Origin of the sequence: Arsenophonus endosymbiont of Crataerina pallida (assembly GCF_964020125.1) — a bacterium.
Classification (GTDB): domain Bacteria; phylum Pseudomonadota; class Gammaproteobacteria; order Enterobacterales; family Enterobacteriaceae; genus Arsenophonus; species Arsenophonus nilaparvatae.
Genome location: NZ_OZ026540.1, coordinates 2,317,155 through 2,332,219, shown reverse-complemented (window position 1 = coordinate 2,332,219; position 15,065 = coordinate 2,317,155). Strand labels below are relative to the sequence as shown.

At 38.2% G+C, this 15,065-nt stretch carries 10 protein-coding genes and 1 pseudogene; 4 read left to right on the top strand and 7 right to left on the bottom strand.

The annotated features are described in order from the left end of the window. Positions 1–80 precede the first annotated feature (80 nt). On the top strand, positions 81–1,529 hold the full coding sequence (locus tag AACL31_RS12445) for a DUF853 domain-containing protein (RefSeq protein WP_310511978.1): 1,449 nt from the start codon (positions 81–83) through the stop codon (positions 1,527–1,529). Positions 1,530–1,751: 222 nt separating this feature from the next. Here the strand turns inward: AACL31_RS12445 and AACL31_RS12440 are convergent, their stop codons facing one another. From AACL31_RS12440 to guaB, 5 genes are all read right to left on the bottom strand, one after another. After that, positions 1,752–2,348 carry a lytic polysaccharide monooxygenase gene (locus tag AACL31_RS12440; protein WP_310511979.1) on the bottom strand — a complete coding sequence of 199 codons (597 nt, stop codon included), beginning with the start codon at positions 2,346–2,348 and terminating at the stop codon, positions 1,752–1,754. A 734-nt stretch (positions 2,349–3,082) separates the two neighbouring features. Continuing rightward, positions 3,083–3,574 carry a hypothetical protein gene (locus tag AACL31_RS12435; protein ID WP_310511980.1) on the bottom strand — a complete coding sequence of 164 codons (492 nt, stop codon included), beginning with the start codon at positions 3,572–3,574 and terminating at the stop codon, positions 3,083–3,085. Then, positions 3,571–4,215, bottom strand: coding sequence for a hypothetical protein (locus AACL31_RS12430; RefSeq protein WP_310511981.1), 645 nt, complete (start codon positions 4,213–4,215; stop codon positions 3,571–3,573). Before AACL31_RS12430 ends, AACL31_RS12435 begins: the two co-directional genes overlap by 4 nt. A 166-nt stretch (positions 4,216–4,381) precedes the next feature. Continuing rightward, complete coding sequence (gene guaA / locus AACL31_RS12425; RefSeq protein WP_310511982.1) at positions 4,382–5,959, bottom strand: glutamine-hydrolyzing GMP synthase; 1,578 nt, start codon at positions 5,957–5,959, stop codon at positions 4,382–4,384. 64 nt (positions 5,960–6,023) lie between these two features. Next, a complete protein-coding gene (gene guaB / locus AACL31_RS12420; protein ID WP_310511983.1) occupies positions 6,024–7,487 on the bottom strand; it encodes an IMP dehydrogenase in 1,464 nt (487 codons plus the stop codon). Positions 7,488–7,807: 320 nt separating this feature from the next. On the opposite strand from guaB, the gene AACL31_RS12415 reads away from it, so the two are divergent. From AACL31_RS12415 to xseA, 3 genes are all read left to right on the top strand, one after another. After that, positions 7,808–8,143, top strand: coding sequence for a hypothetical protein (locus tag AACL31_RS12415; RefSeq protein ID WP_310511984.1), 336 nt, complete (start codon positions 7,808–7,810; stop codon positions 8,141–8,143). A 6-nt stretch (positions 8,144–8,149) separates the two neighbouring features. Then, the gene (locus AACL31_RS12410) at positions 8,150–8,638 is read left to right on the top strand and encodes a hypothetical protein (protein ID WP_310511985.1); all 489 of its coding nucleotides are present in this window, start codon (positions 8,150–8,152) and stop codon (positions 8,636–8,638) included. Positions 8,639–8,712: 74 nt separating this feature from the next. Continuing rightward, the gene (gene xseA / locus AACL31_RS12405; protein ID WP_310511986.1) at positions 8,713–10,062 is read left to right on the top strand and encodes an exodeoxyribonuclease VII large subunit; all 1,350 of its coding nucleotides are present in this window, start codon (positions 8,713–8,715) and stop codon (positions 10,060–10,062) included. A 71-nt stretch (positions 10,063–10,133) separates the two neighbouring features. Here xseA and AACL31_RS12400 read toward each other — a convergent pair. Continuing rightward, positions 10,134–12,226, bottom strand: a pseudogene (locus AACL31_RS12400) (S9 family peptidase). A 280-nt stretch (positions 12,227–12,506) separates the two neighbouring features. Beyond that, entirely contained in the window at positions 12,507–14,786 is a 2,280-nt protein-coding gene (locus AACL31_RS12395; RefSeq protein ID WP_310511987.1) for an NADP-dependent malic enzyme, read from the bottom strand. Between the last annotated feature and the right edge of the window lie 279 nt (positions 14,787–15,065).

Below are 15,065 nucleotides of genomic sequence, written 5' to 3'. Positions count from 1 at the left end.
TTAAAAATTTAACTAAAATTTACTATCAAGCCTGGCAACAAAATTATACCCATTATGCCGACTACAGAGGATATTTTTAGATGCAAAAATCTCTCGTCATCGCTAAAAATAGTGAAACTGAATTAGCCATATTGCCTGCACTGGCAAATCGACATGGGTTAATTACTGGTGCAACAGGAACAGGTAAAACTGTAACGCTACAAAAAATGGCGGAAAGTTTTTCTCAAATTGGGGTACCGGTTTTTATGGCAGATGTAAAAGGTGATCTTTCGGGTATTGGTGCAAAAGGTGTATTAACACCTAAATTGCAATCACGCCTCGAAGCGCTTGGCGTAACAGACTGGCACCCAGCTGCTTGCCCTGTCACTTTCTGGGATGTTTTTGCAGAACTTGGACACCCGGTGCGGGCAACCATCTCAGATATGGGACCATTGCTATTATCACGGTTGATGAATTTAAATGATGTGCAAAGTGGTGTATTACAACTTATTTTTAAAATTGCCGATGACAACGGTTTACTATTGCTGGACATGAAAGATCTGCGCTCTACCGTTCAATATGTTGGTGAAAATGCGAAACAATTTCAAACTGAATACGGTAACATTGCCAGCACCTCAATCGGCGCCATACAACGTGGATTATTAACCCTTGAACAACAAGGCGCTGATTACTTTTTCGGCGAACCTATGCTTGATATCGTTGATCTGATCAAAACTGATCCTAATGGCCAAGGGATGGTCAATATTCTTGCCGCAGAAAAGCTCTATAATCAGCCTAAGCTCTACGCGGTGTTTCTATTATGGTTATTATCGGAACTTTTTGAACGTTTGCCTGAAATGGGTGATGTTGAAAAACCAAAACTGGTGTTTTTCTTTGATGAAGCCCATCTACTTTTTACTAATGCACCAACAGCATTACTGGAAAAAATCGAACAAGTTGTTCGACTGATCCGTTCAAAAGGGATTGGCGTTTATTTTGTTACCCAAAATCCACTTGATATTCCCGATAATATTCTAGGACAGTTAGGCAATCGGGTTCAGCATGCATTACGAGCATTTACGCCACGTGATCAAAAAGCAGTTAAAGCAGCAGCTGAAACTATGCGAGCAAATCCAGATTTTAAAGCTGAACAGGCAATAACTGAACTTGGGGTTGGTGAAGCATTAATCTCGTTCTTAGACGAAAAAGGACGTCCTAATATAGTTCAAAGAGCTTTTGTTATTGAGCCAGACTCACGCATGGGAGTATTAACTGCCGAAGAGCGCAATCAGCTACTTAATCATTCAGATATTTATGGCAAGTATGAGAAGATGCTGGATCGCGAGTCAGCCTATGAAAAACTGACAAATCAAACAACAAAAAATACCGAAGATAATGGATTTGTCGGCGGCTTAAAAGATTTTCTTTTTGGTTCAACCGGCCCTAGAGGGGGTAAAAAAGAGGGTTTAGTGCAAACGGCAACGAAATCTGCAGTACGTCAAATCAGTAATCAAATTATTCGTGGCATTTTAGGCGGTAGAAAACGTTAAAAATAACCAATAACAAACCTGGCTGTAGCTTAAACCAGGTTTGTTAATCAAATATCCTAATGTAATAAGTAACAAGTAGTTTTATTTACATCATAAAATAGAAAAAATTACTTGTTAATACTATTTAGCAGCCAATCGCAGTCACTGTAGTACTTTCAGCTAAATAAAGATTTTTTTAATACCATTAGTTACTTAAGAAAAATCGTTGTAAGATGATTAAAACTAGCGAGTTTTCATATTGGCATCAATAACTTGATAAAATGCATTAGATGTATCATCTATGGTCCATACACCTAAAATGACCTGATAACCGGTACGTTTAGGTACTTGGCATTTCATGGTAACTTCTCGAGCAGGTACCGATCCACCATCAAATCGTGAACAAAAGGGTTTTAATTCAAATGCAGCACGACTTAATGGAGCATTAGGATCCCAATCTTGTTTGGTAATAAAATATTCCCAGCCGGTGGTTCTATGTGGGGCCGTTAATGTCCAATGGAAGATATTTTCACCTGATACCACATTAACCTTAGTCCAACGAGTTGCCGTTTGCTCATCCAATTGCTTAAACGCCCCCACACCAGCACTGGCTATTTTGCCATCAGCAGGCCTTCTTTGTGGGAAACCTTTTCGACCTTCAACTGATTGCGGTTCATACTGAATTGGGCCACAACTCTTGTTTTGCAGTGTTGAACATAAATAAGCCCGACTAGCCGGCGAATCAATATATCCATGCATAGGTTTGATTTCAGTGCCGGTACTAGCAAAACTCGAAGCACTGATTAACGTTAACGTTGCCAACAATAATTTGGTTTTCATTTTTCTTACTCCTTAAGCAATAAATTTGATTTCTGCAAAGAAATAATTAGTAATAAACACAATAACAGAGCAAAAAATTATCATCCCAGAACAAGCTCGATATCAATTTAAATTAATTATTTAACGCTTAAAAAAACACTTACAATATTTTTGACAAATAACTAATAAATATAAATAAATAAATAAATAAATAATAATTATTTTTAACCATTTTTAATAAAAATAAAAACTTAATTAAAGTTTTATAAAACATGATTTTCATATTTAATGTTTAGTTAAAAAATAAAATAAATTTTCAAACAGCCATGTTATATAACATGGAAAAAATATTAATCAAATTAATTAGAATTGGTATTTTGCATTAATTTTTAAATAAAATATTTAATTATATTCTTATTAAAATAACAATATAATTCTCAGTAACAAAAAACCCAGTAAAAATTTTTACTGGGTTATTAATATAAAGTTATTTTGGCGAATACTTTCGATTAATTATGAATTAATAACTAAAATCATTATATATCAACAAATTGAATAATATATAGGTTTACGATAATAATTTTAAAGCCTACATGGACAAAACTAGTGTGCGAATACCCATTATTACAATACATTTTATACCTTTATAATAGCGAATATAATTACAATATAAGTAAGATGACTTAGTTTATCTTTTCTGATGTAGCCTTTTCGGTTTTATCTTCGGTAACGTGTAAAGTCAATTCGAACACTTTTTACCCGGTTCCCTGGATCGTGCATTCTGCCTTGCGTAATGCTGACATGGGCTGATTATGCTGAAACAGCTGAAGAAAATGTTGAGCAATTCCAAAGGCAGACCTAGAAGTCATCTTCGTTCCTGGCATATTAACATTGATTTGATGCTCGCGATCGAACGTTTCACCCATATCTCTAAATGTGAATTTTATCTCAAACACAATTTTAGCTCCTGCGCGCATTGCGTCTTTAAAGTGGCGTTTTTCTAGTTCCTTGGAAAACATCGGCTCAGATGCCTTCATAGAAATGTTCATAGCAATACCTATTGCGAGAAGAGCAAGCGTCTCTGCCTCACTTTGCTTATCAGGCTTCCATGCATCCCTTCGTTTAACATTTCCATGAAAATAGAAACCTCGCTTTTCAACAAGATGATTAATCACATCATCTACCGATGGCTTTGACGCTAGCAACTTAGCAGTTGCTGAGCTGCGATCATTTTTCGCAGGAATCACATCCTTGAGGGTACACTCAAGGATATCTCGAAACTTCTGATTTTTTTTAATACCGCCTGTAAACCCGCTTTTTTAAATTTTCCTTCACCATAAAGAGACTCAATCAGCAGGAACGAGTAGCGGAAAGAATTAATGAACTCCTCTGTTTCAAGTGCCTTCCGAGCACTACTCACAAGAGTAGCTTCAAATCTCGGTCCATCGTGTTTATCGGCGGCCATGATTGCGCGTGAAAGCATATCGAAAGAGAGCGGCAATGCAGGTAGCTTCCGCCCCATAGAGATGCTCTTTATAACTATCCTGGCTTCTTCCTCTGGCGTTTCGCCTTCATAATTGACATCCATTTCATCGGTGATGAGTTCGATGTCATAGAAGCATTCGAGAAACGTGGCAGCGTCTCTGAGTTGGCGTTTCACAAATATTATAAGTTGATCGCATCCGGTGATCTCCGCAACTGCCGCACCTTCACTGAGCTTCTGAAAATGCGGCGCGTATTCTAGGGGCTGTTTCTCGAAAGTGAGTTCGAGAGCTTTGGCGTAACCGTTTTCTTCTATGACTCGGAGTCCCCCACCCTGGATCGGAATTTCCCAATGGTCGTCAATGATGATTTTACGCTTAAACGGAACCATATAGCGAATTCTCATGAATTCTTAACCTTCAAATAGCATTAAACCTATACTACAAAAAATGTCATCAGATTGTCTTCTTAGCCCTCAATAACAAATTAAAGATAAAATATATATTTTCCATAAAAAACATGGTGTTAATTATAATTTGTTACTGATTCATGACAACAATTACTAGGTGTAATCATTCCCACTCAATCGTCGCTGGTGGTTTGCCGCTAATATCGTAAACTACTCGAGAGATGCCGGCCACTTCATTGATAATTCTATTTGACACCCGGCCAAGAAAATCATAGGGCAAATGGGCCCAATGGGCAGTCATGAAATCAATAGTTTCAACCGCGCGCAATGACACAACCCAGTCATATTTTCGGCCATCTCCCATTACGCCAACAGAGCGTACCGGCAGGAAAACAGTGAAAGCTTGGCTGACTTTATGATAAAGATCAGCTTTATGTAATTCTTCAATGAAAATGGCATCTGCCTGACGTAACAGATCACAATAGGCTTTCTTCACCTCACCAAGTACCCGCACACCTAAGCCTGGGCCAGGAAATGGGTGACGGTATAACATGTCATAAGGAAGTCCTAACTCCAGGCCTACTTTACGCACCTCATCTTTAAATAACTCTTTTAATGGCTCAACTAATCCCAGTTTCATTTCTGCTGGTAAGCCACCCACGTTATGGTGAGATTTAATGACATGCGCTTTGCCAGTTGCTGAAGCGGCAGATTCGATTACGTCCGGATAAATAGTACCCTGAGCCAACCATTTTACTTGCGTTTGTTTCGCCGCTTGCTCATCAAATACTTCAATAAAAACGCGGCCGATCGCTTTACGTTTTAATTCTGGCTCATCAATCCCTGCCAATGCGCTAAGAAAGCGCTCTTCTGCGGCCACATGAATAATATTAAGATCAAATTTACCGGCAAACATGGCCATAACTTGCTGCGCTTCATTTAAGCGTAACAAACCATTATCAACAAACACACAAGTGAGCTGCTTACCAATAGCACGATTGAGTAATAACGCAGTAACCGATGAATCAACACCGCCTGATAATGCCAGAATAACCTGATCATCACCAATCTGAGCCTTCAAGCGCTGTACCGTATCTTCAACAATCGCCGCCGCCGTCCAACGAGCTTCACAGCGGCAAATATCTAATACAAAACGCTGTAGAATAGCTGCTCCTTGATGAGTGTGAGTCACTTCAGGATGAAACTGAACACCATAGAAACGTTTTTCTTCATTAGCCATAATGGCAAATGGGCAGCTATCGGTACTGGCGATAACTTTAAAATCAGCTGGAATTGCCGTCACTTTATCGCCATGACTCATCCAGACATCTAGCAGTGGTTTACCATCTGCACCTAAGCTGTCATAAATATCGCGAAATAGTTCACAGGATTGTTGAATGGACACCTGGGCATAACCAAACTCTCGCTCGCCAGACACCTCAACTTGCCCACCTAATTGGATGGACATCGTTTGCATGCTATAACAAATACCTAATACCGGAACGCCAGCCTGAAAAACATATTCCGGTGCACGTGGGCTATTTAGTTCGGTGGTACTCTCCGGCCCGCCAGAAAGAATAATTCCATTAGGATTAAATTCACGGATCTGTGCCTCGGAAACATCCCAAGCCCAAAGTTCGCAATAAACGCCAATTTCACGAATACGACGAGCAATTAATTGCGTGTATTGTGAACCAAAATCGAGGATCAAAATTCGGTATTGATGAATGTCAGTTGTCATCTAAAGATAATTCCAAAACAAATAATAATTTGACGGTTTATAGCAAAAACCGCTAATAAAATAATTAACCTAAACGATAATTAGGTGATTCTTTGGTGATGGTAACATCATGTACATGACTCTCTTGGATACCGGCACCACTAATACGCACAAATTCTGCTTTGCTTCTTAATTCATCAATAGTGACACAACCGGTCAGTCCCATACAAGAACGAAGGCCGCCCATTTGCTGATGAACAATATTCTTCAAAAATCCTTTATAAGCAACCCGTCCTTCGATGCCTTCAGGTACCAATTTATCTGCAGCATTATCGGTTTGGAAGTAACGATCGGAAGAGCCTTTCGACATCGCACCTAATGATCCCATTCCTCGGTAGGCTTTATAAGAGCGTCCTTGAAACAAGATAGTTTCACCTGGTGACTCCTCAGTACCGGCAAGCATTGAGCCAACCATAACGCAAGAGGCGCCGGCAGCCAGTGCTTTAGCAATATCACCCGAGAAGCGAATACCGCCATCGGCAATTATCGGTATATTCATGCCTCTCAGCGCCTCAACGGCATCGGCAATAGCAGTGATCTGAGGTACACCAACACCAGTGACAATTCGCGTTGTACAGATAGAACCCGGGCCAATACCGACTTTCACCGCGCTGGCACCCGCTTCGACCAAAGCTTTAGCCCCTTCGCCGGTGGCAACATTACCACCAATAATCGGCAAATTAGGATATTTTGCTCTCGTTTCACGAATACGTTGTAAAACTCCTTGTGAATGTCCATGGGAAGAGTCAATTAACAACACATCAACACCGGCTGCCACTAATGCCTCAATACGTTGTTCATTATTCGCACCAGCGCCAACCGCTGCGCCCACTCTCAAGCGACCTTGCTCATCTTTACACGCATTGGGCTTGCGTTCAGCTTTCTGAAAATCTTTTACTGTGATCATACCAAATAGGTGAAAGTTATCATCAACCACCAATGCTTTTTCAATACGTCTTTCATGCAATTTCTGCAAAACCACATCACGGGATTCACCCTCTTTGACCGTGACCAAATGGGGTTTAGCTGTCATAACCGCCGTAACCGGTTGATCCAAATCCGTCACAAAACGGATATCACGGCCAGTAATGATACCAACCAATTCTTTATTATTATTAACCACAGGATAACCAGCAAAACCATTACGCTCAGCCATTTCATAAACTTCACGAATTGTGGTTTCGGGTGTGACGGTAACCGGATCGATAACGATGCCACTTTCATACTTTTTAACGCGGCGAACTTCTTCTGCTTGACGCTCAATTGGCATATTTTTATGAATAAAACCAATTCCGCCCTCTTGGGCTAATGCGATAGCTAAATCTGATTCAGTCACAGTATCCATGGCGGCAGAAAGCATAGGAATATTTAAACGGATCGAGGCAGTTAATTGAGTTGATAAATCAGCAGTATTAGGCAATACATCTGAGTGTGCAGGAACTAACAATACATCATCGAATGTTAGTGCTTCTTTCTTAATACGTAGCATAAGCAATATCTCACCAGGCAGGATTTGGAAAAAGATAAAATATTGCGGCGATATTATACATGACGAAATTTATTGACTCCAGTACTTTCTCACTAAAATTCATTTTTAGCTGACAAAAACGCATACTACTATGATCAAATTTAGATTTATGCTTGTAAATAATTTATTTATTAATCGAGTTATTTAATTAATTTTAAAGCAAATAAATATTACATGAATTAGGTACATTGCTTAATTTATTCTGACTAACCCGTCACTTTTTAAAATTGATTACTTCCTTACAATATGGTTAAAGTTAACGGCTTAAACGTAGGAAAGTTATGTTCTCCATCAATAAAATAAACTTTAATCCATTACCTAATTATCAATCCGATACCCAAAGAGCTTCTTCCCCGCTTTCGACTATTGAAAAACAACATATTTATTTTCTGAATTCACTCTATACTAATGAAAATATTAGTCACCCATTACACTCTTATGATGAAGCTTTAGCACTTTTAACACCACTCTACGATAAAGATTATATTGAAAATAAATCTAAAATTAATTTTGTATCAACAATGAATGAATACAATCAATCGGCTGCCTATAAAAAATGTAGCTTTATCGATTGGTATACTATTCGGGATTATCAATATAGCAGCCATGCTTATTAAAATAATATGCTAAAGCTAGGCACTAATTTCAATCATCATCATCCTTTAGTTAAACAACTAACTCAAGCGCTAATGCATTTATCCCTACTTGATAATTACAATAATAAATTTACCTCCACTATGCTTTATCGCGGTGAGGTCAGAAAATTGTCAGATATGATCTACTTAAAAGTAAATGGACCTTATACATCCACTTCGTTTTTCAGCACCACTAAAGAGCCCGATGGTGTAATGCCTTTCCTTAAAGAAATCCAAGCATTAGCCGATGACGAGGTTAACGTATTATATGAAATCCAGCATACCGAACCTCTAGTAGGCGCCAATATTTCCGATTTATTAAAAGATGATAAGCAAGAAGTCTTATTCTGGCCAAAAACAGAATTTATTATCACCTATATTGAATATATTGACCATAATAGAAATTTAACTGTTCGAATGAACACCGCCAATATTGAACAACATGAATGGGATAATCACTTATACGCTCTATTTTGATTCTATGTATAATAGAAATAATCGCTGCTAATATTTAGCCATTAATTTTATTTACAAGGTGTAGCTAACTTAACATGTTAACTTCAGAAAATAGTGGAATTTATTCGGTTAGCCAACTTAATCAATCGGTTCGGCAATTACTTGAACTTCAAATTGGCAGAATTTGGCTTAATGCAGAAATCTCTAATTTTTCTCAGCCAGCTTCCGGCCACTGGTATTTCACCTTAAAAGATGAAAAAGCGCAGCTACGTGCTGCGATGTTTCGCGGCCAAAATATTTGCGTCAATTTTCGACCACAAAATGGTCAACAAGTGTTAGTTCGAGCGACTGTTACCATGTACGAGCCAAGAGGAGAATACCAATTAATTATCGAAAATATGCAACCTGCGGGTGATGGATTATTACAACAACAATTTGAGATATTGAAACAGAAACTTTCAGCTGAAGGACTATTCGCACAACATTACAAACAAGCACTACCAATGCCAGCCAAACGCTTGGGGGTTATTACCTCAGCAACAGGCGCTGCATCACATGATATTTTAAATATCTTAAAACGCCGCGATCCTTCATTACCTGTCATTATTTATCCCACCGCCGTGCAAGGAGAAGATGCACCACGACAAATTATTCGTGCTATTGAGTTGGCCAATCATCGCCGAGAGTGTGATGTCCTAATTGTCGGCCGAGGTGGTGGTTCATTGGAAGATTTATGGGCTTTTAACGATGAAAGGGTCGCCAGAGCAATTTTTGCTAGTCAGTTACCAATTATTGCAGCGGTTGGTCATGAAACCGATGTAACTATTGCTGATTTTGTTGCCGATTTACGAGCCCCAACACCCTCAGCTGCGGCAGAATTAGTGAGTCGCAATCAACAAGAATTACTCCGTCAGTTACTTGAACAAAAACAGCGATTAGAAATGGCGATGGACTATTTCATGGCGCGTAAACTACGTATCTTTGGTCAATTACAACATAAATTACAACAGCAACATCCTGAACTACGGATAACGCGCCAACACAATTATCTGATCCAATTACAACAAAAACTTGTTAACGCCACACAACAATATTTGCAGCAAATAAATCGTCAGCAATATAACCTTGAACAACATTTAATACTATGTGATCCGCGGCCACAACTACAAAATTGTCGCCAACGTTATATTCAGCAGCAATTTCAATTAAAACAATTAATTACTCAAATACTAAGCCAATATCGTGAAAAATTTAGTGTCAGTTGCTCCCGCCTTGAAGCAGTAAGTCCATTAGCAACATTAGCCCGTGGTTATAGTATTAGCGAATCACCTAATGGACAGGTTTTAACCAAAACACAACAAATACATATTGGAGAAACATTAAAAACTCGCTTACAAGATGGTTGGCTTGAAAGTAAAATCTTATCGATCAATAAAATTGCTTAATCCAAACAAATTATCATCTATAAATATGATTTATTAGCCTTATATTAATTATCATATAAGGCGACAAAAATTTATTGAACATCAAAATCAGGCAGATATTTTTTATTATCATCTAGCATCAAAATAAAAGCATATTCCAATGCTGTATCTTTTAGACGATTAAATCGACCCGATTTACCACCATGGCCGGTTTTCATATTTGTTTCCAGCAATAAGACCGTATTACCCACTTTATACTCTCTTAGTTTAGCCACCCATTTGGCCGGCTCCCAATATTGGACTTGTGAATCATATAACCCCGTCGTAACCAATAAATTAGGGTAACGTTGAGATTTAATATTGTCATAGGGACTGTAAGATTTTAGTCGAAAATAAGCGTCCTGCGCAGCGGGATCACCCCATTCATCATATTCACCAGTTGTTAATGGAATAGAAGGATCAAGCATGGTTGTCACAACATCGACAAAAGGAACTTGAGCGACAACGCCTCGATAGAGTTCCGGTGCCTGGTTAATTACTGCCGCCATCAATAAACCACCAGCACTTCCACCCATTGCATATACCCGTTTGGGATCACCATACCCCTTTGCAATCAATATTTTGGTTGCATCAATAAAATCACTAAAACTATTGGCTTTATTTTCAACCTTCCCTTGTTGATACCAGGCTTTGCCTAAATCGCCGCCACCACGAACATGCACTATTGCATAGACAAATCCCCTATCCAATAAACTCAAACGCGGTGAACTAAAAACCGGATCCACATTGATACCATAAGCACCATAGCCATAAATCAAAATCGGATTTTTGCTTTTTTGCCATCGATCTTTACGATATACCAACGAAACTGGCACTTTAGTGCCATCTTTTACCTGAACCCATATACGTTCACTGGTATAAAGTGATTTATCAAATCCATTGACTTGTTGTTGTTTTAGCAATTCACGCTGTCCAGTTAGCATATTTATCTGCATAACAGATATTGGGGTAGTTAGTGAAGAATAACCATAACGTAAAGTCTCGCTATCAGGCTCTGGATTATAATCAATCCAGGCACTATATACGCTTCATCAAATTGAACTATTTTTTGCTGTTTGGTCTGCCAATCTATCTGTCGAATATTAACTAAGCCATTATGACACTCTTCAACAACCAACCAACGGTTAAAAAGCGCAAAATTTTCTAAATCAGTCTCTTTATTCGGTGCAATAATTGTTTGCCAGGGCTGGTCAATTGATTGAGTAGCATATAACCCAAATTGCTCCAATTGATGGTTAGAGCGAATATAGAAATTATCACGAAAATGATCTAAATCGTACTCACGTCCCGTTTGGCGAGGGGAAAATATTTTAAGTGATTCAGCGGGGTTATTAGCATCGATTAATCGATATTCAGATGTTTCTGTACTACTAATTGCTAGTAGAATATACGCTTTTGAGCTACTTTTTGTCATGCTCAAGTAAAATCGGTCATCATTCTCCTGATAAACTTTTTTATCTTCAACCCCCTCTAATCCATATTGATGACAATATACTTGATAAGGTAATAATGTTTGTGGGTGGTTACGAATATAATAGAGAGTTTGATTATCATTAGACCATACAATATTACCAGAGGTATTTTTAATTACTGCATTCTGCCATTTTTTACTAGCTAACTGTCTAAATGAAACCTCAAACTGACGACGACCTTGAAAATCTTCGACAATTGCCAAACGATTATTATCTTCAGAAACAGCAATACCACCCAAGGTATAAAATTGATGTCCCTTAGCACGTTCATTACCATCAACTAATATCTGCCAATCACTATTTTGGTTGACAGGTTTACGTTGATAAACAGGATAATCTTTACCTTCTTGATAAAGGGTACGATAAATATAACCATTATAGGTATAAGGCACCGATTGATCTTGCTGCTCCATACGAGCGACCATCTCGCCAAATAATTGCTCTCTTAATACGGTGCCAGACTTTAATACCGCATTGGTATATTGATTTTCATCAGTCAAGTATTTGATAACTTTTTTATTTTTTCTCGTATCATCACGTAGCCAATAATAATTATCAATGCGGCTATCACCATGTAAAACCATTTTGTGTGGTTGCTTTTCTGCCATTGGAATTATCATTTTTTCTCCTGCCAAACTGGTAAACGCAATCATATTTAATAATGATATCAATAGTATAATGTTCAAATATTGATAGAAAAAGCGCTGAGTTAATTGCATATTTATTAGAACATCCTGTTGGCAAATTTTTAGTTATTTAATAACACAAAATTAATAAATAAAGGCCTATGATACTAATAGATAAAACAACAATTTTAAATAAATATTTAAACAATTAATCAACAAAATTAACTGCTATATTTTATCTTGCCATAATATAAAAAACCTCTGTTGTCGTGAGTAACAGAGGCCCAAATTTGTGGTTAATTTTATTCTACAATGGTTGAGTTTGTGCTTCCGCTGCAGCTAACGCAACCATATTAACGATACGTCGTACCGATACAATCGGTGTTAATATATGTACTGGTTTTGCTACTCCCATTAATACCGGCCCCACAGTGACGCCATTAGAACTGGTAACACGAAGTAAGTTATAACTAATACGCGCAGCTTCCATATTAGGCATAATCAGCAAATTAGCTGATCCTTTTAATGTACTATCCGGCATAATATCTCGCCGAATGTTTTCAACTAATGCTGCATCGCCATGCATTTCCCCATCAATTTCCAACTCAGGATCGGCACGTTTGACTAATGCCAATGTTTTACGCATTTTTTGTGCTGATGGACAGTCTGAAGAACCAAAACTTGAACGAGATAATAGTGCCACTTTAGGCTCAATACCAAAACGCCTTACCGCCTGTGCCGCCATTAAGGTAAGTTCCGCCAGCTCCTCAGGGGTTGGATTATCATTCACATAGGTATCTGCAATAAAAGTATTGCCAGTTGGCAACATCAGGGCATTCATTGCACCCGCTACTGAACTATTCTGCCGGAAGCCAAGAACATTTTTTATAATGGTAAAATGTTGATTATAACTACCAACAGTACCACAAATCATGCCATCGGCTTCACCTTGGCGGATCATCAACGCACCAATTAAGGTTGGGTTATTGATCACTTCTCTACGCGCCATTTCCTGCGAAACACCATGGCGTTTCATTAATTGATAATATTGTTGCCAATAGGTTTTAAAACGCGGATCATTTTCATTGTTAATCAACTCAAAATCTTCACCAATTTTAATTTGTAACCCAAGCTTTTCAATCCGCTTTTCAATCACACTGGGTCGACCAATTAAAATCAGATAAGCCAAACCTAAGGATATTAATTCTTGGGTTGCATGCAATATTCGTTCTTCCCCACCTTCCGCTAATACAATCCGTTTTTTTTCTTTGCGGGCCAGAGAAAAAATCGGCTTCATAAATAGGTGGGTGCTATAGACAAACTCATTAAGTTTTTCTATATAAGAATCAAAATCTGTAATTGGTCGTGTTGCTACACCAGATTCCATTGCCGCTTTAGCGACTGCTGGCGCAATTTTAACAATTAAGCGCGGATCAAAAGGTTTTGGGATAATATAATCAGCACCAAATTTTAACTCCTGATCACTGTAAGCGGAGACAACAACGTCATTCTGCTCGGCTAATGCCAAATCAGCAATTGCCTGAACACAGGCTAGTTTCATCTCTTCATTAATCGTGGTTGCCCCAACATCCAGCGCGCCGCGAAAGATAAAAGGAAAACAGAGTACATTGTTTACCTGATTAGGATAGTCAGAACGCCCAGTGCAGATAATCGCATCAGGCCGTGCTGCTTTTGCTATTGAAGGAAGAATTTCTGGTTCCGGGTTGGCTAATGCTAAGATAAGCGGTGCATTAGCCATCGATTTTACCATTTCCGCAGTCAACACACCCGGCGCTGAGCAGCCTAAGAAAATATCCGCGCCTGGGATAACATCCGCTAGAGTACGTAAACCATTATCTTCAATTGCATAAGCGGCTTTAGTTTCATCCATCACTTCATCGCGGCCACGATAAATAACGCCTTTTGAGTCACAGACAATAATATTGCTACGATTAAGACCTAATGCAACCAATAAATTCATGCAGGCGATAGAAGCAGCACCTGCACCTGAAACAACTAAGCGAACCTGGTCAATTTTTTTATTAACAATGCGTAAACCATTCAATATTGTGGCGGTTGAAATAATGGCAGTACCATGCTGATCATCATGGAAAACAGGGATTTGCATTTTTTCACGCAGTTTTTTCTCAATATAGAAACATTCTGGTGCTTTAATATCTTCCAAATTGATTCCGCCAAAAGTTGGCTCCAATGCGGCAATAACATCGATCAGTTTATCCGGGTTAGATTCGTCTATTTCAATATCAAATACATCAATGCCGGAAAATTTTTTAAATAAAACACCTTTTCCTTCCATAACCGGTTTACCAGCCAAAGCGCCAATATTTCCCAGTCCTAACACTGCGGTACCATTAGAAACTACGGCCACTAAATTAGCCTTAGCTGTATATTTGTAAGCGGTCAAAGGATCAGCTGCGATTTCAAGACAAGGATAAGCAACACCGGGAGAATATGCGAGGGCCAGATCTCGTTGTGCCGTTAATGGCTTAGTCGGTGTAACTTCAATTTTACCTGGTTGGGGAAACTCATGAAAATCTAGCGCACTTTGTTTTAATTTTTCATCCATTGTGTGTCCTTAGAGAATTTTTATTAGAAAAACATCCCCATTATAGTAATCTCTATCAATGAAATCATGACATATACAACAATTTCGGCAGAAACTAGCTAAACTTGAACATTCTATCAACGAAATCAATATAACCAAATAATATTGAAATTAAAATATAAAACTGGTGACCTTTATATTATTAATTTTTTTATAATCATAAAATTTAAGACTATTGAATTTAAAATTATAAAATTCAATGTGTTTTTTATTTAAGATAATTACCTTTTGGTTATTTCA